Raw genomic sequence first — 21,285 nt, 5'->3', positions numbered from 1 at the left:
ACCAACTCCTTAGTCAAGATTCAACTGCTTCTTAATGGCAGCAACGATGGATTCGGCAACCCGATTTTGGAATGCATCCTGATACATCAGAGCTTCTTCCGCAGGATTGGACAAAAAGCCGATTTCCAGGAGTACTGACGGCATCGTGGTGTTACGAATCACATAGAAGCGCTCCTGTTTGACCTTCCGGTCGGTAAAACCCGTTGCTTCAACAATAGATTTGTGCATCAGATTCGCAAAATCCAGGCTTTGCGGCGTCCAGTAGAACGTTTCCGTTCCTCCGACGGATTCCTTGTTAATCGTATTGGCGTGAATCGATATGAATAAATCGGCCTCGGACTCTTCCGCTTTGGCTACCCGATCCGCCAGTTCAATGAACGTATCGTCGGTTCTTGTCATCACTGCTTCGATGCCAGGCTCCTTCTGAAGAAGATCGGCTACCTTATGGCCAAGAGATAGCACTAAATCTTTTTCAAATCGGTTCGTCACCGAAACCGCACCGGAATCCTTCCCGCCGTGTCCCGGATCAATGACCACCCGGTAGCGGTCTTTACCTTTGGCGAACTTGGCGGAGATCAGACCGCCAGGCAGCACATCCGATAAGATCAATTCGGATTTTTTTTGCAAATCAATTACTATTCTAACGGTAGACGGTTCTTTTGAAAATAGAGAATAGCGAATTTTTGCCACGATATCATGCGGTTCAGTTAAAGGAACCGTACCTTCCTTGGCTTCATTGACAACCGTCGCCAAGGTCGCATCAAGCTCCGCTCCCGGGATATCCAGTACGATCCGGTCCGGTTCGGCCAGTTTGAACATCGTAGGCTTCACTTCGCCGCCGGTCGTCTGAATGCACAGCATCTCGCCATCAAATGTGATCGATTGCACCTTAACCGGCGCTTTTCCATCTTTCACAGCGGGAGCGTTGGCATCGGCCGCCCCAGGCGCCAATGACCTGGTGGCGCTTTGCGGTACTGCGCATCCGGGCGAGGGAGCGTTCGCACCCGGATTAACAGGCTGCTCGCCGGCTTTTACCGGATTGCCCGAGCCGTCTGAAGAAGCTTCCTTATCCCCTGTTTTATCTTTGCTTTCTTGCGGATTTTTGCCGCCGGCAGAGTTATTATTGCCCGCAGAATGATTGCCGGCCGCTGCCGCATCATTTCCCGGCTTGACTTTTCCGTCTTCTGAACCGGTCTGATCAGGTTCAGGGCTTTCTTTTTGTTTTTGATACAGGAATACGGAGCGGGTTGGCTCGTCCCATGTGACTTCCACACCCAGATTCTCGCTTACAAAACGAATCGGAAGCATGGTGTTCCCTTCAATAATGGTCGGAGCTGTTTCAAGAATATAGGATTTGCCGTCGACCGTCGCCTGCTTTTTGTCAATAAACAATTGGATGCTGGTGCCTTCTTTGGCCACCGACACCTTGCGCAATTTAGGGTCCCATGACACCTTGGAGCCGAGCGATTCCGCGATAATCCGGATCGGCACGATCGTATTATCGTTGACGATACGGGGGGCAACCTCGGGGACCAGCTGCTTGCCGTTCATGAACAATTGGATCGGCTGAGCCGCGGCCAAACCTATAACGGGCAGCAACAGGAATGACAGGAGCAACATCGTGAACCAGGCAGTGAAAACCTTCATCATGCACCTCAATTTATATTATTGGTTCTATGTAGAATGCCGAAAGATTGTGTTGCTTTCGGACGGCAAAAGGAAGACGGTGGTGAAATCTACCATTATATTAGACTATGAAAAAACAAAAAAGTTGCACTTTTGGCGAAACAAGCAGAAAAACATAAAAAAACGCAAAAAACCGGAGGCCAAACGCCTCCGGTCCATCGATTGCTTCTATATTCTCTATGCAATTTGCTGGTTTATCGACCTCTGCAGCAGTTCCCTGAACTGATTGCCGGACAGCACTTCCTCCGCAATCAAGATGTCGAGCGATTCTTCAAACACTTTGCGGTGCTGCTCCAGCATGTTGCGTGTAGCTGTCATCAACTGATTCAGGATCGCCGCATTTTCCTTCATCAGCTCTTCCTTGGTTACCATGTCTCTGTCAATAATGCCAAGCCTTGTGAGTCCTGAATCCATCATGGTCCGAACCATGTTCAACGCCTGCTCGAAGTCGTTGCGCGACCCCGTGCTGCGGCCGCCGTAGAACATCTCTTCTGCGACCGCACCTCCCAGCGCAATCATGATTTGATGCTCGATTTGTTCTTTGGTATACAAATACTGATCCTGCTGAGGGTTATGCCTTACAAACCCGAGCGCCTTGCCCCGCGGACTTAGCGATACTTGCGATACCGATCCCGGACGTACCAGCTCTGCTGCAATAGCATGCCCAAGCTCGTGCATGGCTACCCGCTCCCGCTCCTCTTTTGTCGACTCGCGGTCCGTTTTCTCGCCGAGCATCACTTTGTCGACCGCCAGAGACAGATGCTCCTGGCTGATCTTATCCGCGTTATCGCGCATCGCATAAATGGCCGCTTCGTTCATGACGCTCTCCAACTGCGCTCCGGAGAAGTGAAAGGTCTCCCTCGCGATCAGCTCCATATCAATATTGTCCGACAGCGGTTTATTTTTGGCATGGATGTTTAAGATATGGAGACGGCCCTTTTTATCCGGCAGATCGACTTCAATGTGCCGGTCGAAGCGTCCGGGACGAAGCAGCGCCGGATCCAGCATTTCTTTGCGGTTGGTTGCGGCCATGATGAGCACGCGCGGCGTTTCGTCGGTATGAATCCCGTCCATCTCGGTCAACAGCTGGTTTAACGTCTGGTCATATTCCCGATGCTGACCGCCGTCCCGCTTGCCTCCGATCACATCGATTTCATCGATAAAGACAATGGCGCTGTTTTTGTTTTCTTTTACCGCCCGGGTTCTGGCTTCTTTAAACAGGTCCCGAATCCGGCTTGCGCCGACGCCCACATACATCTCTACAAATTCACTGCCCGACGCCGCCATAAATACCGAATTCGTATAATGCGCCGAGGCCTTGGCCATTAACGTTTTGCCCGTTCCCGGAGGTCCCGTCAACAATATGCCTTTAAGCGGACGGATGCCGAGCCGCTGAATATCCTCCGCGCGAATCAGAAAGTCGAGCGCTTCCTTCAGCTCCTCCTTTGCCCGTTCTTGACCTCCGATATCATCAAAGGTCATGTAAGCAGGCGTTCTGCTCCTTGCTTTTCGCTCGGAACCGACATTCATGCCGTTGCGCACTCGGGTCATATACACAAAGGCTCCCAGAAAGGCCGCCATAAATACGATCGGAATGATATTCACACCAAGAAATAACAAAAATGCTATAAGAACAGGTACAACGCCAATCACGATTTCTTTACCGTACTTACTCATTAGGCCACACTCCCAATTTGGCAGGCGTCCGTGGAAGCATCACATACTTGCTGTCCTTACCGTCCGTAATCGTAATGTATACGAATTTATCGTCCATTTCTGTCGTTGCTTGAATCCCTTCGCTTTTCGCCGTACGATCTTCAAGCGTTTTTGGAATTTGCGCATACTGCTTTGTTTCCATCGCCTGAGCGATCTCGAACAATGCCGACGACCACCACTGCTCCAGCCGTTCGGACGGTGGATTGACCACTTTGAGTTTCAACTCTTTGCTGCCGAGCGTCGAACGCCCTTCGTTCTGAATCCGGTGGTACACTTCCCGGAGACTTGTCCCCGGTGCGACCGCAAGCTCCAATTGTGCTTCGTTACCCGATAATTTTATAGATTCAAGTTCAACGCCGGGAATAGCTGACACGACTTTTTCAAGAGGGCTTTCCATAGCGTAACTTTGATATGCAAAATATCCGCCGAATAATAAGGAGGCTGAAACCAGAACACTCAATACAACAGGCAAAAGACGTAGTTTCATGAATCAACGTCCTCCTTTCGTAAATAGTATATCATAATAGCCATACTCGAAGTATATCATATGATATATACTGATGGCGATGCAATGTGTGGAAAATACGTAAATGCTCTGTAAGAAAGCCAAAACACAAGGCCGCGAAAGGCATTGCTTCTTCAGCTTGCTCTCCCGCGGCCTGTATAACATCGCCTGCCGTTACTGTATGGATAACCTCCATGTATCCCGATGCAGTCCGTCTTTAAATGTATAAAAATCGTAAAAATATTGATCCCGCGAAGCGTTTTCCGGTTTCAGCTTGTAGAAAACTTCCCAAACCGGCTGCCCGTCTTGAACGCCGAGCATCACTCTGAGCACATCCGCCTGAGGATGCTTGGTCTTCACCAACGCTTCGGCCTGTCCCGCACTCAAACCGGCCGATCCCATTTCGGTTCGAATTTCATCTTCAGCCACCCACACATAAATCGGCTGTCCGATTTTATCTTCCCCATAGATGACGGTGTATGTTTTGTCGCCGACAAATCGTTCCACTTTGTTTGCCTTTGCCAATATGGTCTTCTCATACGCTGTTTGAACCGCCATTCGCTGAATGCCCCATTCACGTTCCGTCACCGCGCGAAAGGCTATGATCATTCCGATGCATAGGACTGCCGCCGCAAACACCGCAATTGCGGCGATCTTCCAGCTTTTGCTCACCAACGACTCTCCTCCTCTTTATTCCGTCCCCGTCAACCGGCAGTTAGCCGCTCAAAACATTGCTGCGCTTCAAATTTTATTTTTTCTTCATCCAATGTCAAGCACTCATTATTTCTGATAATCCATCGGCCGTCGATGCACACGTCGGTAACATCCCGGGAACTCGCCGCATAAACGACATGAGAAATCACATTCGTCCGAGGATAATAGTGAGGCTGCTGCATATCCAGCGCAATGAAATCCGCCTTCATTCCGGCCTTAAGCGCCCCTACATCCCCAAGCCATATCGATTGGGCGCCGTACAGCGTCCCGAGCTTTAATGCGTCCCAAGCCGGAACAGCTACGGGATCCCCTGACACACCCTTATGAATCAAGGCGGCTAAGCGAATTTCCTCCAGCATATCCAGGTTGTTATTGCTTGCCGCTCCGTCCGTCCCCAGCGAAACAATAACACCGGCCTTCAGCAGTTCAGGCACACGGGCTACTCCGCTCGCCAGCTTCAAATTGCTCCCCGGATTATGAGATACGCGCACGTCATGGTTTTTCAGGACGGCGATTTCCTCGTCTGTCAGGTGTACCGCATGCGCGACAAGCGTCGGCCTGGAGAATACCCCCAGCTTCTCCAAATGAGCCACGGGTCTTGCCCCGTACTGCTTTACATTTTCCTCCACTTCTCTTGCCGTTTCCGACATATGGATATGGATCGGAAGATTCAAGTCGTGCGCGGCCTGTACAATTCTTTCAATATAATCTGGAGGGCATGTATAAGGAGCATGCGGCGACATCATGGTCGTAATCCGACCGCCGGCTTGTCCGTGCCACGATTTGGCGAATTGGATCGCTTCCTCCAGCTTGGCATCCTGCTCCTCACGGGAGCACAAACCGATTACGCCGCGGGTCAGACAAGCACGTATACCGCTTTCCTCCGCAACCTCCGCCACTTCGTTCATGTGGTCGTACATGTCAACGAATGTTGTCGTTCCGCCCTTCAGCATTTCCAAAACCGAAAGCTTGGTCCCTGTCCGTACATCGTGCGCGGTAAATTTTCCTTCCATAGGCCACATTTTCTCCTGCAGCCATACCTGCAAGGCCAAATCGTCCCCATAACCGCGCAAGAGCGACATGGCGGCGTGACCATGCGTATTGACCAATCCGGGCATATACAGCTTCCCGTTTCCATCGATCCGCTCATCGAATGTCGCCTCTGGCGAGGGAGCCTGCTCTCCTATATATGTAATCCGATTACCTTCCATTGTCATATATCCGTTAATGACAGGTGTTTTCTCATTCATCGTAATAAAAGTGCCGTTCTCAATGATTGTTTTTTTCATTAGACCCTTCCTTTCCCCTGCAAATTACAAGTCCGTTTCCAATGTACAACTTCAGCGCGGCAAAATCAAGGAGTCTAGTACTTATAACCACTTTTACCATTACATATCAGAAACAAATTTTTCATATCCTAACTCAAGAAATCTTCATTGCTTTCCATCAGCCGATTGTGTTATTTTTAATTTTGTGAAAAAATTGACGGCACGTTTCTACATATTTTTTATCTTCGCGATGTGATCTTCATTAATTTTTAACAATTTCGGGAGGCCAAAGCTATGCTTTTCACTAAAAAAAATGATACGGATTTTCTTCTCCTGCTGATTAACGCATCGGAGAACACGCTGCAAGCGGCACAAATGTTTCGCAATGCCGTCATGGGAGATCAGCCTCCGGCTGCCTTCTACCCGCAGTTGAAAGAACTGGAGAACAAAGGCGACCAAATCACGCATCAAATTTTCAAAGGGCTTAACAAAGTGTTTATCACACCTATAGATCGCGAAGATATCATGGAACTGGCCGCCAAGGTTGATGACGTCCTGGACGGGATCGAAGCTACCATTGCACGATTCGATTATTTGAACATCACCGTCTCCGACAAATATATGAGAGAATTCTCGGCGGTCATCGTCGCCAGCTGCCAGCACATCCTGGATGCGTTCAAGCTGCTTTCCAAAAAGAAATATATGCAGCTCACGGAGCATACGGTTCAAATCAACAGCCTGGAAAATGAAGCCGACCGTCTGATGCGCGAAGGCATCCGTGAAATTTTCACCAATCCAACGGACCCGTACCACGATTTCAAGCTAAAAGAGCTGTACGAGCGTTTGGAACAAACGACCGACGCATGCGAAGACGTAGCCAACATTCTGGAAAGCGTTGTGCTGAGATATTCCTGAACAGCCGTTGTGCCGGCCGCTAAGGAACCCCAGCATGCTTAGGAGGACATTATGTTAACTATACTTATCATCATCGTCGCCTTGGCGTTGATCTTTGACTTTATTAACGGCTTTCACGATACGGCCAACGCTATCGCAACCTCCATATCTACAAGGGCATTGTCGCCGCGTTTTGCCGTATTTTACGCAGCGGTGCTGAACTTTATAGGTGCATTGTTTTCTTCAGAAGTTGCCAAAACCGTAGGCGGAAGCGTAGCGAATCCTGCTGCGATCGAGAACGGCATGTATGTCGTTATCGCCGCCTTACTATCAGCCATTATCTGGAACCTGCTTACGTGGTATTACGGGATTCCCTCATCGTCATCTCATACGCTTATCGGATCGCTGGCCGGAGCGGTCATCGCCGGAGGCGGGCTTAGCAGCGTCAACTGGTCGGGATTCCAACAAATCGTGCTGATTCTCATTTTATCGCCTATCGTTGCATTTGGTACCGGCTTTATCATTATGTGGATTATCCGTCAACTGATATTGGCGAGCGGCAATCAGTCACGCTCCAAGCTTAACCGTACTTTCCGCGGCTTTCAGATTTTATCGGCCGGGCTGCTGTCCTTTTCTCACGGGGGGAACGACGCTCAGAAGGCCATGGGGATTATCGTATTCGGATTGGTTGCTCTCGGCTACCAATCGGATTTGGAAGTTCCGCTTTGGGTGAAACTTTCCGCGGCCACCGCTATGGGGCTCGGAACTTCGATCGGCGGCTGGAAAATCATTAAAACCGTGAGCAAAAAGCTGCTGAAGATTGAACCGATCAACGGCTTTGCCTCCGACCTGAACTCATCCATCGTGATTCAAACGTCCACCCATCTCGGGATGCCGCTTTCGACGACCCATGTCATTTCGTCATCGATTATCGGTACCGGTTCGGTCCTGAGATTTCATGATGTCAAATGGGGCACGGTCACCCGGATGGTCATGACCTGGGTCATCACGATCCCGATCAGCATGGTGCTGGCCTTTCTGATTTACAAAATTATTTTCCCCTTTATATCGTAAAAAAAGACAAGCCCGGTGCAACTGGATCATTGCACCGGGCTTCCTTTTATTCCTCCAAATAATAGGCCAGACTTTGCAGATCCGTCGTGAAATCCGCATGGTGTACGCGAATCCCGCTGGGCACCTTGATAATCATCGGAGCAAAGTTGAGAATGGCTTCCACCCCTGCCTCGACAAACTGATTGGCCACGTGCTGCGCCTCCATAGCAGGAACAGTTATGATCCCGATCCGCACCTTTAGCGCTTGAATCGTATCACAAAGCTCCTCCATCGGTTTTACCTTCAAATTGTTGATCGATTCTCCGATTTTTGTTTTTTGGGAGTCGAACACGGCCACAATTTTCATATTATCCTTAAGATAAGCGTTATAATTGCATAACGCCCGACCCAGATTCCCTGCACCGACCAATGCAACCGGGATCACCTTGTCGATTTTTAATATTTGCCGGATTTTTTCAATCAGATAGTCCACATCGTATCCAATACCCTTTTTCCCGAATTCTCCGAAATAGGCCAAATCCTTGCGGATTTGAGCAGGGTTTAAATCCAGCTTTTGCCCCAGCTCCTGAGAGGATACCGTTTGTACGTTTTTCTTGCTGAGTTCATTCAGAAATCGGAGATAGATCGGAAGCCGACGAACAACCGCTTCGGATATTTTCGGAGTTTTCATTCTGCATTTTCACCCATCCACTGCTTTATTCTTGGTACCAACTGATTCGAATTCATGTGCTCGATCTTCGGACCTGGCAGCGAATATAAGAAATACTTGCCATAGTTCGTATCGATAACGCGAGTGTCGTATATAATCACAATTCCTTTATCCGAAGCCGTTCGCACCAGACGTCCGAAGCCTTGCTTGAAGCGAATGACCGCCTGGGGTACGGACAGCTTCATAAAAGGATTCTGGTTCTTTTGCTTCAGCTTTTCCGTTTTCGCTTCAACAAGCGGATGATTCGGGGGCTGAAACGGAAGCCTCACAATCGCCAGACAGCTGAGCGCATCGCCGGGAATGTCCACACCTTCCCAAAAGCTGCTCGTCCCAAGCAGCACACTGGCTGGGTTGCTTTGAAATAACCGGGTCAGCTTGCTTCGGTTGCTGCTGTCTACGCCTTGACCAAGTACGGTCACTCCGAATGAAGAGAGCATGTCCTTCAATCCCGCATGAGCGACCTTGAGCATCCGGTTGGATGTAAACAATACCAGCATCCGGCCGCGCGTTTCGAGCGCCACTTCCGCCAGCGACGGCACTAGCTTGTCCAGAAATTCCTTCTCGCCGCTGGCTCCCCGCAGCGTCGGAAAATCCCGGGGTATGGCGACCAGCGCCTGCTTGCGGTAATTGAAGGGCGATGGCAGCTGAACGGTTTTGAGCTTACCGTCCGGATCCCCGTAAGCCAGCCCCAGCTGCTCGCAGGTGTAATCAAACGATTTGCCGACCGAAAGCGTAGCTGAAGTCATAATCACGCTGTCCTTCACTCCGAAAAAGGTTTGCCGCAGCATTTCGCTGACATCTACCGGCACACAGAAGAGCTGAAGCGAACGGTTCTTATTGTACATGCCGCCTTCGAGCCAGTAGACATAATTGTCATCGGGCATCGTCATAAAAAAATGCAGCGCATCCCGATGCCTGTACAGTTCCTTCACGGTTCCGGTCAAATCGGTGATCGAGCTTTGCACATCGTATTCGTCCTGAACCTCTTTGATTTCCATGATCATCCGGTCAAGCCGGTGCAATGCTTCATTGAAATGAAGCTGCATGTTCTCCTCTAAGATCAGCAGCTTGTCCCAGCCGGCGGGCAGCTTGTCCTTCTTCAACCGGTACACGAACGAGCTGCCCTCCGTTTGGCTGCCATCCCCCCCGGAGACAAGCAGTTGATAGAGCAGTTCGGTCAGCTGATCCCATTCCTCTTTTAGCTGCACCAGCCTCTCCACGGCCTGATCGATCATTGCGCACCAGCCTTGCGACCGTTCTTCCTCAAATTTCTGCAGCCGCAAGCGCAAGGAGGACAACTGGCCGGACCGGGAATCTTTATATAACCAATGCAGCGTATTCATCAAACCATGGTAGTGCAGGTCAATGCCCAAATGCTTGCCGGCCACTTCTTCAAAATGATGCGCCTCATCGATCACCAAATGTTTATATGCGGGCAGCAGCCGGTTTTCCGCTTTCGTATCCGTGAACAGCATCGAATGGTTTGTAATGATGACATCCGCCGTATTGGCGTCATGCCGGGCACGATGGTAAAAGCATTTTTTAAACCAGGGACATGCACGGTTCAAGCATGAATCCGCATCGCTTGCTACCGTATGCCAGAACTGTTGGCCTTTGTTTCCAAAATGAAGCTCCTCTTCATCTCCGCGCGCTGTCTCCCCAAGCCAAACCAGCATTTGACCTGCGGTGATCCGGTCGTCCCATCCGTGTTCAAAATCAAGCGAGTTCAGTTTTTGTTCGAATTTGCGCAAGCACAAATAATGGCTTCGGCCTTTGAAAACGGCCGCTTTGAAATGAACCGGAAATAAGCTTTCCAGCAACGGCAGATCCCGTTCCCGCAGCTGCTCTTGAAGATTGATCGTGTGGGTGCTTATCAGTATTTTTTTGTCCTGCTTTAAACCGTAATATAGCGAAGGAATCAAATAGCCGAGCGATTTTCCGGTTCCCGTTCCCGCTTCAATAATAAGATGCTTGCCCTGCTCGAAAGCCGATTCCACTTCTCTCAGCATCGTAACTTGAGCTTCCCGGTCCTCATAGGCGTCAAAACGCTGCTTTAGGACCTGCTTCAGCTGATGGTAGAACGAATCAAAGTCTTCCGGCAGTTCGCCCGCCATTTTCTCATCATTTTCCGGCTCCTCCGCCCCCCAATCATTCACATTCAAGGCAAACTGGCGGAAATAGCGGTCCGAGTCCGTATCCAGCGGATTATGCAGTTCCTTATGCTGTCTCATTTCCCGAATAAACCAGCCAAAATCGTTAGCGGAGTCCTCGAAGAGCAATTCTAATCTCTGAAGTGTAAGCAGAGGAAGCGATTGAAAGCGTTCCATGCACTGGAGCCAGATGAGCGCCGTAGCTTCGGCATCGCTGTCGGCTTGATGCGGCCTGTCGTGCTTGATCCCGAAGGCATGACTGACCATGGATAGCTGCAGACTGGACAGGCCGGGATAAAGAATTCGAAGAGCATCTATCGTATCCAGCACTCTGCCGTCGAATGCAAAATATCCGCTTTCATCCAAAGCCCGCTGCAGAAACGCCAAGTCAAAAGGCGTATTGTGTCCCACCAGCACAGCATCCTGCAGCAGCGGCACCATCTCCGCGATCACACTTTCAATGTCCGGTGAATTCTTCACCATCTCGTCATCAATACCCGTTAGCGAGGTAATAGAAGAAGGTATACTCATGCCCGGGTTGACGAGTGAAGTATACCTGTCCGTAATTTCATAATCGTTTATAATAAAGAGCCCGACTTGGATAATTCGATCCGAAGCCGTGCTCCCGGTCGTTTCAAAATCCAAAACCGCAAATTTCATTGGTAGCTAGTCAATCCCTTCGTTCCCACTATTTCTATAGGATAACAAGATTACGGGCAAAAGGGAATAGCAAACTTAACCTGCGGTTTAAGAAGGTACCCGCGAGTTGGAAAAAGCAAATTCCAGCCCGCCCTTTTTCTCGCAACACACGCCCGAATCCAGCAGCGGTTGAACGCTGGCGGGATAAGTACGATAAGCCATATTGAAAAATTCGCAGGCCTTCTCCATATTGCGCTGCTCGGCTTGGATGCACCCCAATACATTATAAGAGATGGCCTTTATCTGTATATTTTCCGTGAGCTGTGTCAAAAAATGAAAGTGCGCATAGCTTTCATTCGTTTCTCCTTTGCGAAGATAAGACATCGCAAGATAGATACGCGCCAGGGTAAAGTCCGGTTGGTGTTTGACCAGCTTATCGAATTCTTGAATCGCATCATCAAACATGTGGAGCTTATAATAGCCCTGGCCGCGAATAAACCAATCCGTTCGTTTACCGGAAAGTTCCGGATCAAGCGGGTCAGCCGTTCCAAAAGAAACCCCCGGAACACTCATGAGCTTGCCCAGCTTTTCTTCGAAAAGCATCCATTCCTCAATGCAATTGTCGCTCATCGCCTTTAGCGCCCGCAGCTTTTCCTGCAATTGTTTACGTTTGTTGCCTGTAGAGGACGGGTATTCCGATATCACGTCATCGAGCATTTCGTTCATGGAAGCAAAAAGATGTTTAAACATTTCTCTAAGCACCCACCTTTACGCTTCTCGCTGACCATAGTCAGGGCTTATTGATCCCTGCCTCGGCCCTCGACTTATTGTATCTTCATTGTTTGTCTCCCCGCCCTGTTTCATTCTCTCTACAGCACTGTGGAATGAATTTCTTCTTTCAGCACACTGATGACTTTATTCTGATCGCCCATGATCGCAATACGGGGAGTATGCGATCTCGCTTCCTCGTCGGACAGCATTACGTAAGATAAAATGATGACCGTATCTCCCGGATGGACCAGTCTGGCCGCCGCTCCGTTCAAACAGATGACGCCGGAGCCGCGGGGTCCCGGAATGATATACGTTTCGAAGCGCGCACCGTTATTGTTGTTGACGATTTGCACTTTTTCGTTCGGCAGCATATCGACGATATCGAGCAAATCCTGATCGATCGTAATGCTGCCGACATAGTTCAGGTTTGCTTCCGTTACGGTTGCACGGTGAATTTTGGATTTCAGCATGGTGCGAAACACGGCTTCCGCCTCCTGTACATATATGTTCTTACGCCCTCAGGTGAAACAAACGGTTATCGATCAGACGGGTGCTCCCGAATTTTACGGCCAAGGCCACAATGATTCGATCGGCCTCCGACAAAGCGCGGATCGGTTCCAATGCCGGATAGCTCAACACTTCCGCATAATCTATCTCGGCGAGCGGAGCCGTGCGAATGGTTGCGGTCACGGCTTCACGCAGCTCGTCAGCCGAGAGTCCGTCGCGCTTGTCCCGGATCATCCGCTCCGCGGTATCGAGCGCCTGAGACAAGACGACAGCCTGACGCCGCTGCTCCGCAGTTAAGTATACGTTGCGCGAGCTCATGGCCAGTCCATCGCTTTCCCGAACCGTAGGACAGGGTACGATCGTGACAGGGATATTCAGGTCATAAACCATCTGTTCAATGACAGCCACCTGCTGTGCGTCCTTCATTCCGAAATAAGCGTAATCCGGCTGCACGATATTCAACAGCTTGGTCACGACCGTCGCAACCCCGTCAAAGTGCCCGGGACGTGAAGCTCCGCACAGCCGCTGCGTTATTCCGGAGACAGAAACGATCGTTTTGGTGGGAGCAGGATACATCTCCTCTACTTGCGGGAAAAAGACAATATCGGTTCCGGCGGCACGCGCGATAGCCATATCCCGTTCTTCATCCCTCGGATACCGGCTGAAATCCTCATTCGGTCCGAACTGAATGGGATTAACGAAAATGCTGAGCACAACGACATCGCACTCCCGCCGCGCGGTGTCAAGCAGCGATTGATGGCCTTGATGAAGATATCCCATCGTGGGTACAAATCCGATTCGAGCCTCCGGCCGATTCCATCGGGTCTGACGGATGAATTGCCTAAGCTCCTGTATATGCTTTACGGTATGCATAAGTCCCTTTTCTCCGATCTTTTAACTTCTGGGGGAAGCAGCGCTTCCGTACAAGCTTGCCGCAAATTCTTCTTCCATACGGAACGTATGCTCTTGAGCCGGGAAGCGGCGTCCTTTCACTTCATCGACATATTGGCGGATGCCGCTGCGGATCAATTCGCCTATCGACGCGTACTGCTTGACAAAACGTTTCGGATGCAGCTCTCCTCCATACCCGAGTAAATCGTGAAATACTAGGACTTGGCCATCACAGGAAGCGCCTGCCCCAATGCCTATCGTAGGGATGGAAAGCTGTTCGGTGACATGTGCCGCAAGCTGATCGGTGACCAGCTCCAGCACAATCGCAAAGGCTCCGGCCTCCTCCAATGCCTTCGCATCATCCATTAACTTTTGTGCAGCCGCGGGGGTTTTCCCCTGGATCTTATAGCCTCCGATTTGATGGATGGATTGGGGAGTCAGACCGATGTGTCCCATAACGGGAATCCCCGCTTGCACCAAGGCTTTCACGGCTGGCACGATTTCCGTGCCGCCTTCCATTTTTACCGCTTTGCTGTGCCCCTCCTGCATTAGCCTGGCCGCGTTCTTCAACGTTTCATCGATACTTCCGTGATAGGTCATAAAAGGCAAATCCGTTACGACAAAGGTCGTCTTCACCGCTCGCGTCACCGCTTTGGAATGATAAATCATGTCATTCAGCGTAACCGGAATGGTCGAATCATAACCAAGCACCACATTGCCCAGCGAATCTCCCACCAGTATCATATCGATGCCTGCCTGCTCCGCCAGCATGGCGGATGGATAATCGTAGGCCGTCATCATGCTGATCGGAACCCGGTCCTGCTTCATTTTTTGCAGTTTCGCCGTCGTTATCGGTTTACGTGTTTCCATAAAGCACCTCCGTCCACCTTTTTGTTCATAGTATTTCAAAGAACGGCCGGATTGTTGCAAAAGCAAAAAACCTTTTAGCCGGGAAAGCAGAGGCTAAAAGGTCACATGTTCTGTGTCATATGATCCTTCTGTCTCGGTCCGGTTAGGCTCAGAGCAGAATCCGACATATAGCATAAAGCAGCTTTTCAGTTGGGAAAACACAAAACGCAGGAGTGCAATTCCGGCCGGATACTGCCTCCGTGTGTTGATTATACCAATCATTACATGAAAAGTCACCTGAATTCGACATCGCCTGAATACATTTTCCTGATCGTCCCGTCCTGCAGTCTGATCGCAAGTGCCCCCAGCTCGTCAATCCCCTCAGCGTACCCGTCGACAAGGCCTTGTGCGGTTTGGCAGCGAATCGGCTTATGAAGCGATACTGACAGTGCCTCCCAAAGAAGCTTTATAGGGGCAAATCCCTGCTCATGGTACAGGGCATACAACTGCTCCCATTCCAGCAAAAAGCGGCAAAGCAGCTCCACTCTGTCAATCCGGTATCCGGCCTCGATAAAGAGCGATGTAGCCACATTACGCAGCTCGGGGGGATAATCGTCCGGTTCCAGGTTGACCCCGATGCCTACACCGGCAATAATATGCTGAAGCGTCTCATTCTCCGCGCTGGATTCGAGCAAAATCCCGGCCGCTTTTCGTCCGCCGATCAGCAAGTCATTGGGCCATTTGATGCCGGCCTCCACAGGGACTATAGCGCGGATGGCACGGCATAAGGCAACGGAAACCAGAAGCGTGAGCTGAGGAGTGAACGATAAGGGGATATGCTTCGGCCTCAGGATCATGCTCATCCAAAGACCTTTGCCCTTCGGAGAGTGCCACTGTCTGCCCATCCGGCCCCGGCCCGCCGTTTGGCGCTCAGCCAGAACAAGCGTTCCTTCAGGGGCCCCTTCCGCTACCAGCGATAAAGCAACCGTTTGGGTGGAATCCACTTCATCGTAATATTTGACATGCTTTCCGAAGCGCTCCGTTTGCAGCTTGCCGATAAAAGCAGGCAGATCGAATATGTCGGGCTTCGCAAGCAAACGGTACCCCTTGCGCGGTGCAGCCTCAAAGCGATACCCCTGCTGCCTCAGTCTTTCGATTTGTTTCCATACGGCGGTCCGGCTGATTTGCAATCGTTCGCTAAGCTCTTCCCCCGACAGAAAAGCTCCATTCGACTGCTCGAACAGCTCCAGTAGTCGATCGGTCATAGGGTCCCCTTCTTCTGCATCGTGACATATTCCCGCTCCGCCGTCTGAAGCAGCGCCTCCGTTTCATTCGGAAGCTCTCCAAGGGCGACTAGCTCCAGCAAACGGTTCAGCAGCTTGCCGGTCCATGGTCCGGATTTCGCCTTCAGGCGCTCAAGTACAGCTTGTCCCGTAACGGATAATTCCGATAACTCTCCTGCAGGCATCGTCTGAAGCCAACCGTGTCCGTGATCGCACCACCGCGTAACCGCCCCGGCGGCCAGCGGACTGCTGCACCTCGCTGCAAACCATAATGCATCAGCAGCCATCAATTCCCGGATGCCTCGAAGCGTTTCACGGCCATACTGTAAAGCGGTACGCAGCCACAGCCGTCTGTACTCTTCCTCTTCAGCAGAAGAGCGGTCCAGCCGCTCAAGCCCGTGTGCCAGCATATCCGCAGCCGCCGCGGTCCGCTTGATCTCCTCCATCATTTGCTTGGAAAAGGTCAAGGTTTTCATATCTTCTGCAGCTTCAGCAGGAGAGACGCCTGCACGGAGATAAAGGTAGGCCCACCGGAGCTCATCACGGGCAATCCGTTTTAAATCGGTGATGCTGTCGGGCCTTATGGCTGCCGCAAGCTTTAGCTCCCGTTTTACATGCTCCAGGGCCCGTGACCGAGAGAGCAGCTCGAGCGCCCGATTCGGATCGTTTCCTGCCAGCATCCGCTCCAGCTCCAAACGCACGCGCTCCATGGCAATGTGCCGCAGAAGAGGCATGCAGGCGATCAGCGCCTCCCAGGTCGGTCCGTCCACCTGCAGGTTATACTCCGCGGCAAAACGAATGCACCGCAGCATGCGAAGCGCATCCTCCCGAAATCTTTCTTCCGCTTCTCCGACACAGCGAAGCACGCCTCGCTGCAAATCGGCTCTGCCGCCAAAAGGATCGATCAGCCGGCCTTCGCGGTCGATAGCCATGGCATTCATGGTGAAATCCCGCCTTTTTAAATCCTCCAGCAAGCTGTCGATGTATTCCACTTCGCTGGGGCGACGGAACGCTTCATAGTCAGCCTCCTTGCGGAAGGTCGTGACTTCAAAAGGCCTTTTGCCGATTATGACGGTGACGGTCCCGTGCTGCAATCCTGTCGGTACGGTCCGCTCGAACAGCGCTATAACCTGCTCGGGTCTGGCCGATGTAGCAATATCATAATCTTTGACAGGACGGCCAAGCTGTTCGTCTCTGACACAGCCGCCTACCAGGCAGGCTTCAAATCCCTTGTCCGTCAGCCGGTGAACAATGGTCATCGCTTTTTCTCTTAACGATTCGGTCATCATTTCCGTTTTCCTTTTCAACATTGCAGAGGTTTTGCGCTCAAAGCATCAGGTACAGGGCGTTCGAGCACCCGATAATAAAGTTCTTCGTACTGGCGTGTAATCAAGTCGTTACAGAAGGTATATCTCGCACGATACAAACAAGCCTCTCTCATGCGCTGATACATTTCGTTGTTCGTCAGCAGCATACGTGCATAAGAAGCCATCTGCTCCACATCGCCAATGTCCGCCAAATATCCGGTTTCCTCGTGTGTGATGAGCTCGGGGATGCCGCCGGCATTCGATGCGATGGTCGGCACTCCACAGGCCATGGCCTCCAGCGCCACCAGGCCGAAGCTTTCCTTTTCCGAGGGAAGCAGCATAAGATCGGCAAGCGACAGAAGCTGCGCCACATCATCCTGTTTGCCGCAAAATGTGACGCGTTCCTGGAGACCGAACTCCTTCACCTTGCACAGTACTTTGGAAAGCTCAGGCCCTTCGCCGACAAACAGCAATCTGGCCGGTATGTCCCGGTGAACCCGTTCGAATATGTCCACCACATCCATCACCCGTTTTACCGGTCGGAAGTTGGAGATATGGATCAATATTTTTTCATCCGGGTGGGCGAATTCCTTGCGAAGCGCCGTAACCTCCCGCGGATAATACACCCGTTTGTCTACGAAGTTGTAGGCCAGATCAATCGGCTTCTCAATCCCGAGCAGCTGGCGCGTTTCCCGGATTAAATCCTGGGAAACCGCCGTCACCGCATCGCTTTGGTTGATCGCATACCGGATCAAATCACTGAGAGACTCGTCCTCGGCGAGCACGGTAATATCGGTCCCATGCAGCGTCGTGACCACCTTGAGGTGAGAACCCACCATCTGCTTTGCGAGCAGCGCACAGACGGCATGAGGGATCGCATAATGCACATGGAGCAAATCCAGCTCCTCCTGCTTTGCCACCTGCGCCAATTTGCTCGCGAGCGAAAGATCGTAAGGCGGATATTTGAATACATAATAGTCGTTGACTTCCACTTCATGATAAAAAATATTTTTATGGAATTTTCCCAGCCTGAACGGCATGCTGTGGGTTATAAAATGAACCTGGTGCCCTTTCTCCGCAAGCAGCTTTCCGAGTTCTGTGGCTACGACTCCTGAACCGCCCAACGTAGGATAGCACGTAATTCCGATTTTCAACCGTTCCATCCTGCGCGCCTCCCTCGATCACAATCGATATACGTCTTAAAACAAATTCGTCAAGTAAGGCAGTTTGCTGATGAAGCCTTCGGCATAAGGCACCGAACGCTGCTGGCCAAGCAGCTGATCCCTGGCCTCTACCCGCTCCAGGTAGCCCTGATTTAGCGGGGTATGGACGTAATCATTCCCGGCGCCTGCCGCCTCGAATTGCGAGCGGTAGGCTTTCAGTGAAGAGCGCTTCTTCTCATAGACAGCGGTTACGTCTACCATGACATCCGGCGGAATGACATCGTTAATAAAATAAAAGTAGCTCTCCTGAACCGTATGCGCCGGAACATGCGGTATATACCTCCTAAGCTTCGCATTGAACAAAGCTTCCTGCACCAGCTTGCTGCACGCGATGTGATCGGGATGCCGATCCTCCCAATAAGGAGCGAATACGACGCGAGGCTTCCATTTGCGAATTTCCAGCACAATGCGCTCCACATATTCCGGCAGCAGATAAAGACCGCGGTCCGGGAGCTCCAGATTGCTCCTCATCGCAAGCCCAAGCCGCTCCGCCGCTTCCGCCGCTTCTTTACGTCGGGTTTCCACGTTTCCGTTGGAAGACATTTCAGCTGAAGTTAAATCACAAACACCGACACGGAGCCCTTGCTCCGTATGCTTAGCGATGGTGCCGCCCATTCCGATTTCAGCATCGTCCGGATGAGCGCCGAATATGAGCAAGTCCAACGATTCTTTCATCCGTCTACACCCGGCTTATATTTATGTACGAGCTCTCTCCAGGCAAAATCTCCCCGATCCAGTGCCTTGACCAGTATTTCAGCAGTTGCAATATTCGTCGCACACGGGATTCCCTGCACGTCGCAAAGCCGGAGCAGCGCGATAATATCCGGCTCATGAGGCTGAGCCATCAACGGATCGCGCAGAAAAATAATCAGATCCATCTCATTGGTGGCTACCATGGCTCCGATCTGTTGGTCGCCTCCAAGCGGCCCCGACATAAAACGGTGCACGTTCAGCTTGGTTTTCTCCATAATGCGTGTTCCCGTCGTTCCCGTGGCATAAAGACGATGTTGCTCAAAGACAGATTCATAAGCCGTTACAAAATTAACGATTTCATCCTTCTTGCGATCATGTGCAATCAGTGCAATATTCATAGGCATGTCATCCAGCTCCTCTTCTGCTCTGCCGCTTCCCTACAAACAAGGACACTCGAACGGACCTTGCGGCCTGATCCATGTCCTCCTCATTATTCATTAATCGATAAAATGCTCAAATCCGTACACCATGCCCGCATACTCCATCACTTTTTTGACGGCAACGTTCACCCCGGGCATGTAGCCCGCGCGGTCGTATGAGTCATGGCGGATTTTCAGCGTTTGACCGAAGGCGCCAAAAATGACTTCCTGCTGGGCAAAAATGCCCGGAAGCCGAACGCTGTGAATTCGGAAGCCTTGGTAATAACCGCCGCGTGCGCCTTCAATCGTCTCTTCCTCTTTCGGATTCCCTTGGCGGAGCTCCTCGCGCACTTCGGAGATCAATTCAGCGGTTTTTACCGAGGTACCCGACGGAGCATCCAGCTTCTGATCCCCATGGTACTCGATAATTTCTACATGAGGCATATATTTCGCTGCTTGAGCGGCAAATTTCATCATCAAAATGGCACCGATCGAGAAATTAGGCGCGATGAGCCCGCCAATGCCTTCCGCTTTGCACTGCTTGTCCAGCTCCTCTATATCTTCAGGAGTAAAGCCCGTCGTTCCCATTACAGGGCGAACTTTGTGCTTGATGGCCAGCCTTGTGTTCACAACAGCCGATTGGGGAGTCGTGAAATCGACCAGCACATCCGGCTTTGATTCGACGAGCGCCAGCTCCAAATCATTCGTAACCTGAACGCCGCATGGCTCCAGACCAACAAGTCTTCCTGCATCCATATTTGTCGTAGAGCGTGCAACCGCCGCCACTAATTCCAGTTCGGGATCGCCAAGCACCATCTTTACGACTTCACGTCCCATACGGCCGCTTGCACCGGCCACAGCAACTTTAATTCGAGTCATTTCGTTGTTTCGTTCCTTTCTTCCTGCGATTTGGAGTTCATCCTTTGTTCATATATTGTTTCCATTTTAAATCATAATCTTTAAGCAGTCTTTTGCCTATAGCGTGCTGAGGGTCCAGCTTCAAAAGTTCTTTGACCGCTTTCACCGCCGAACTGTATTCCTCAAGGCGATAATACGCAATACCCAGCAGAAGGAATGCCTCAATGGCCAGGGGATCAAGCTCCACAGCCTGTTGAAGCAGCGCGACGGCCAACCACAAGCGTTCATCCTGCTCCTCGAACAGCCTTTCAGCATGCAATATCAATTTCCTGGCCTGAAGATGCTGCAGGTGAAACGAATAATGCTCATCCTCCGGCTCAAGCCGAACGGCCTGCGCCGCATGACCAATCGCTTTATCGAGCTTATTGCTGCGGGCAAATGTGATGGACAGCTTATAATGATACGCCGCACAATGCGGGTCCAGGGCAATCGCGCGTTCAAACCATGCAATCGCCCTTTCGAAGTCGTGCTGTAATATCGATTCATATGCTTTTTTTATGGCGTTCTCCCCGTCCATAATGACCATCTCCTCTCCAAACCGTCCGAAGCATGTTCCCTCCTGGACGAGGTCTGCAGCATATAAGGTGATGGTACACTATATGACAAAGATGAAGTTAAGTGTCCACTCGAGTCCACCGATCGGCGTCACGCGTGCGAAACTTATGCATGATTTTGTCATGTGCCTCGGCAAGGTCAATCCCCAGGGAGTTGGCAAAGCAAATCGTGATAAACAAAATGTCGCCCAGTTCGAGCTCGATGGAGTTCTCTTCTTCCGTAGCTTTTTTCGGCTTCTCCCCGAATCGGTGATTCACTTCCCGGGCCAGCTCCCCAACCTCTTCCGACATTCGGGCCATCATGGCCAAGGGACTGAAATACCCTTCTTTAAATTGGGATATGTATTCATGCACCTCCTGCTGGAGGTCCTTTAACGATTTATCGGACATGATCCTAACGTTCACCTGCCTTCATTAAATCATTCTCTATCCATAAGAGCGCATTATCATCATGTTAACGCAAAACACGCCGTCATGACAAATTTTTTTTGAAAAAGAAGGGAACCGTTATATTA

General features: G+C 51.0%; 21 protein-coding genes. 2 read left to right on the top strand and 19 right to left on the bottom strand.

Annotated elements, in window-relative coordinates; genetic code table 11:
* Positions 1-9: 9 nt before the first annotated feature.
* The 5 genes from NR121_RS07610 to NR121_RS07590 all read right to left on the bottom strand — a co-directional run bounded on the left by NR121_RS07610 (position 10) and on the right by NR121_RS07590 (position 5,910).
* On the bottom strand, positions 10-1,650 hold the full coding sequence (locus NR121_RS07610; RefSeq protein WP_256831041.1) for an N-acetylmuramoyl-L-alanine amidase family protein: 1,641 nt from the start codon (positions 1,648-1,650) through the stop codon (positions 10-12).
* Positions 1,651-1,863: 213 nt separating this feature from the next.
* The gene (locus NR121_RS07605; protein WP_062408830.1) at positions 1,864-3,363 is read right to left on the bottom strand and encodes an AAA family ATPase; all 1,500 of its coding nucleotides are present in this window, start codon (positions 3,361-3,363) and stop codon (positions 1,864-1,866) included.
* Positions 3,356-3,889, bottom strand: a complete 534-nt coding sequence (locus tag NR121_RS07600) for a hypothetical protein (protein WP_054818308.1) — start codon at positions 3,887-3,889, stop codon at positions 3,356-3,358. The genes NR121_RS07605 and NR121_RS07600 overlap by 8 nt, the downstream gene beginning before the upstream one ends.
* A 192-nt stretch (positions 3,890-4,081) precedes the next feature.
* Positions 4,082-4,579 (bottom strand): cell wall elongation regulator TseB-like domain-containing protein, encoded by a 498-nt coding sequence (locus tag NR121_RS07595; protein WP_054818315.1) that lies wholly within the window; start codon positions 4,577-4,579, stop codon positions 4,082-4,084.
* A gap of 32 nt (positions 4,580-4,611) precedes the next feature.
* Positions 4,612-5,910, bottom strand: coding sequence for an amidohydrolase (locus NR121_RS07590; protein WP_256831040.1), 1,299 nt, complete (start codon positions 5,908-5,910; stop codon positions 4,612-4,614).
* 273 nt (positions 5,911-6,183) lie between these two features.
* Here NR121_RS07590 and NR121_RS07585 point away from each other — a divergent pair, with 273 nt between their 5' ends.
* Entirely contained in the window at positions 6,184-6,804 is a 621-nt protein-coding gene (locus NR121_RS07585; RefSeq protein ID WP_054818307.1) for a DUF47 domain-containing protein, read from the top strand.
* A gap of 51 nt (positions 6,805-6,855) precedes the next feature.
* Complete coding sequence (locus tag NR121_RS07580) at positions 6,856-7,857, top strand: inorganic phosphate transporter (RefSeq protein WP_054818306.1); 1,002 nt, start codon at positions 6,856-6,858, stop codon at positions 7,855-7,857.
* Between the two features lie 46 nt (positions 7,858-7,903).
* On the opposite strand, the gene NR121_RS07575 is transcribed toward NR121_RS07580, so the two are convergent.
* From NR121_RS07575 to NR121_RS07510, 14 genes are all read right to left on the bottom strand, one after another.
* Positions 7,904-8,527: a redox-sensing transcriptional repressor Rex gene (locus NR121_RS07575; RefSeq protein WP_256831038.1), complete on the bottom strand. Its 624-nt coding sequence runs from the start codon at positions 8,525-8,527 to the stop codon at positions 7,904-7,906.
* The gene (gene dinG, locus NR121_RS07570) at positions 8,524-11,376 is read right to left on the bottom strand and encodes an ATP-dependent DNA helicase DinG (RefSeq protein WP_256831037.1); all 2,853 of its coding nucleotides are present in this window, start codon (positions 11,374-11,376) and stop codon (positions 8,524-8,526) included. The genes NR121_RS07575 and dinG overlap by 4 nt, the downstream gene beginning before the upstream one ends.
* Before the next feature lie 87 nt (positions 11,377-11,463).
* Positions 11,464-12,105, bottom strand: a complete 642-nt coding sequence (locus NR121_RS07565) for a tetratricopeptide repeat protein (protein ID WP_054818305.1) — start codon at positions 12,103-12,105, stop codon at positions 11,464-11,466.
* 119 nt (positions 12,106-12,224) lie between these two features.
* Entirely contained in the window at positions 12,225-12,608 is a 384-nt protein-coding gene (gene panD, locus NR121_RS07560; RefSeq protein WP_054818304.1) for an aspartate 1-decarboxylase, read from the bottom strand.
* Between the two features lie 28 nt (positions 12,609-12,636).
* Positions 12,637-13,506, bottom strand: coding sequence for a pantoate--beta-alanine ligase (gene panC / locus NR121_RS07555; protein WP_062408836.1), 870 nt, complete (start codon positions 13,504-13,506; stop codon positions 12,637-12,639).
* A gap of 21 nt (positions 13,507-13,527) precedes the next feature.
* Entirely contained in the window at positions 13,528-14,394 is an 867-nt protein-coding gene (gene panB / locus NR121_RS07550) for a 3-methyl-2-oxobutanoate hydroxymethyltransferase (RefSeq protein ID WP_074726818.1), read from the bottom strand.
* Positions 14,395-14,666: 272 nt separating this feature from the next.
* Positions 14,667-15,638: a biotin--[acetyl-CoA-carboxylase] ligase gene (locus tag NR121_RS07545; RefSeq protein WP_062408838.1), complete on the bottom strand. Its 972-nt coding sequence runs from the start codon at positions 15,636-15,638 to the stop codon at positions 14,667-14,669.
* Entirely contained in the window at positions 15,635-16,945 is a 1,311-nt protein-coding gene (locus NR121_RS07540; RefSeq protein ID WP_254611290.1) for a CCA tRNA nucleotidyltransferase, read from the bottom strand. Before NR121_RS07540 ends, NR121_RS07545 begins: the two co-directional genes overlap by 4 nt.
* A 14-nt stretch (positions 16,946-16,959) precedes the next feature.
* The gene (gene bshA, locus NR121_RS07535) at positions 16,960-18,126 is read right to left on the bottom strand and encodes an N-acetyl-alpha-D-glucosaminyl L-malate synthase BshA (protein ID WP_256831036.1); all 1,167 of its coding nucleotides are present in this window, start codon (positions 18,124-18,126) and stop codon (positions 16,960-16,962) included.
* A gap of 36 nt (positions 18,127-18,162) precedes the next feature.
* Positions 18,163-18,861: a bacillithiol biosynthesis deacetylase BshB1 gene (bshB1, locus tag NR121_RS07530; protein WP_054818303.1), complete on the bottom strand. Its 699-nt coding sequence runs from the start codon at positions 18,859-18,861 to the stop codon at positions 18,163-18,165.
* On the bottom strand, positions 18,858-19,277 hold the full coding sequence (locus tag NR121_RS07525) for a methylglyoxal synthase (RefSeq protein ID WP_171005824.1): 420 nt from the start codon (positions 19,275-19,277) through the stop codon (positions 18,858-18,860). The genes bshB1 and NR121_RS07525 overlap by 4 nt, the downstream gene beginning before the upstream one ends.
* 99 nt (positions 19,278-19,376) lie before the next feature.
* Positions 19,377-20,177 carry a 4-hydroxy-tetrahydrodipicolinate reductase gene (dapB, locus tag NR121_RS07520; RefSeq protein WP_054818302.1) on the bottom strand — a complete coding sequence of 267 codons (801 nt, stop codon included), beginning with the start codon at positions 20,175-20,177 and terminating at the stop codon, positions 19,377-19,379.
* Positions 20,178-20,214: 37 nt separating this feature from the next.
* On the bottom strand, positions 20,215-20,733 hold the full coding sequence (locus NR121_RS07515) for a tetratricopeptide repeat protein (protein ID WP_062408841.1): 519 nt from the start codon (positions 20,731-20,733) through the stop codon (positions 20,215-20,217).
* Positions 20,734-20,830: 97 nt separating this feature from the next.
* Positions 20,831-21,160 (bottom strand): nucleotide pyrophosphohydrolase, encoded by a 330-nt coding sequence (locus NR121_RS07510; RefSeq protein ID WP_054818300.1) that lies wholly within the window; start codon positions 21,158-21,160, stop codon positions 20,831-20,833.
* Positions 21,161-21,285 lie beyond the last annotated feature (125 nt).

Source organism: Paenibacillus sp. Pae15 (genome assembly GCF_024519685.1).
Lineage (GTDB): Bacteria > Bacillota > Bacilli > Paenibacillales > NBRC-103111 > Paenibacillus_G > Paenibacillus_G naphthalenovorans.
Note: the sequence above shows the minus strand (reverse complement) of the source record. Positions and strands in the feature narration are given on the sequence as shown.

Bases quoted from the DNA above. Each gene is read 5' to 3' on its own strand.
- NR121_RS07610 (WP_256831041.1), bottom strand. From the start codon at position 1,650: ATGATGAAGGTTTTCACTGCCTGGTTCACGATGTTGCTCCTGTCATTC.
- NR121_RS07605 (WP_062408830.1), bottom strand. From the start codon at position 3,363: ATGAGTAAGTACGGTAAAGAAATCGTGATTGGCGTTGTACCTGTTCTT.
- NR121_RS07600 (WP_054818308.1), bottom strand. From the start codon at position 3,889: ATGAAACTACGTCTTTTGCCTGTTGTATTGAGTGTTCTGGTTTCAGCC.
- NR121_RS07590 (WP_256831040.1), bottom strand. From the start codon at position 5,910: ATGAAAAAAACAATCATTGAGAACGGCACTTTTATTACGATGAATGAG.
- NR121_RS07585 (WP_054818307.1), top strand. From the start codon at position 6,184: ATGCTTTTCACTAAAAAAAATGATACGGATTTTCTTCTCCTGCTGATT.
- NR121_RS07580 (WP_054818306.1), top strand. From the start codon at position 6,856: ATGTTAACTATACTTATCATCATCGTCGCCTTGGCGTTGATCTTTGAC.
- NR121_RS07575 (WP_256831038.1), bottom strand. From the start codon at position 8,527: ATGAAAACTCCGAAAATATCCGAAGCGGTTGTTCGTCGGCTTCCGATC.
- dinG (WP_256831037.1), bottom strand. From the start codon at position 11,376: ATGAAATTTGCGGTTTTGGATTTTGAAACGACCGGGAGCACGGCTTCG.
- NR121_RS07565 (WP_054818305.1), bottom strand. From the start codon at position 12,105: ATGTTTAAACATCTTTTTGCTTCCATGAACGAAATGCTCGATGACGTG.
- panC (WP_062408836.1), bottom strand. From the start codon at position 13,506: ATGCATACCGTAAAGCATATACAGGAGCTTAGGCAATTCATCCGTCAG.
- panB (WP_074726818.1), bottom strand. From the start codon at position 14,394: ATGGAAACACGTAAACCGATAACGACGGCGAAACTGCAAAAAATGAAG.
- NR121_RS07545 (WP_062408838.1), bottom strand. From the start codon at position 15,638: ATGACCGATCGACTACTGGAGCTGTTCGAGCAGTCGAATGGAGCTTTT.
- NR121_RS07540 (WP_254611290.1), bottom strand. From the start codon at position 16,945: ATGATGACCGAATCGTTAAGAGAAAAAGCGATGACCATTGTTCACCGG.
- bshA (WP_256831036.1), bottom strand. From the start codon at position 18,126: ATGGAACGGTTGAAAATCGGAATTACGTGCTATCCTACGTTGGGCGGT.
- bshB1 (WP_054818303.1), bottom strand. From the start codon at position 18,861: ATGAAAGAATCGTTGGACTTGCTCATATTCGGCGCTCATCCGGACGAT.
- NR121_RS07525 (WP_171005824.1), bottom strand. From the start codon at position 19,277: ATGAATATTGCACTGATTGCACATGATCGCAAGAAGGATGAAATCGTT.
- dapB (WP_054818302.1), bottom strand. From the start codon at position 20,177: ATGACTCGAATTAAAGTTGCTGTGGCCGGTGCAAGCGGCCGTATGGGA.
- NR121_RS07515 (WP_062408841.1), bottom strand. From the start codon at position 20,733: ATGGACGGGGAGAACGCCATAAAAAAAGCATATGAATCGATATTACAG.
- NR121_RS07510 (WP_054818300.1), bottom strand. From the start codon at position 21,160: ATGTCCGATAAATCGTTAAAGGACCTCCAGCAGGAGGTGCATGAATAC.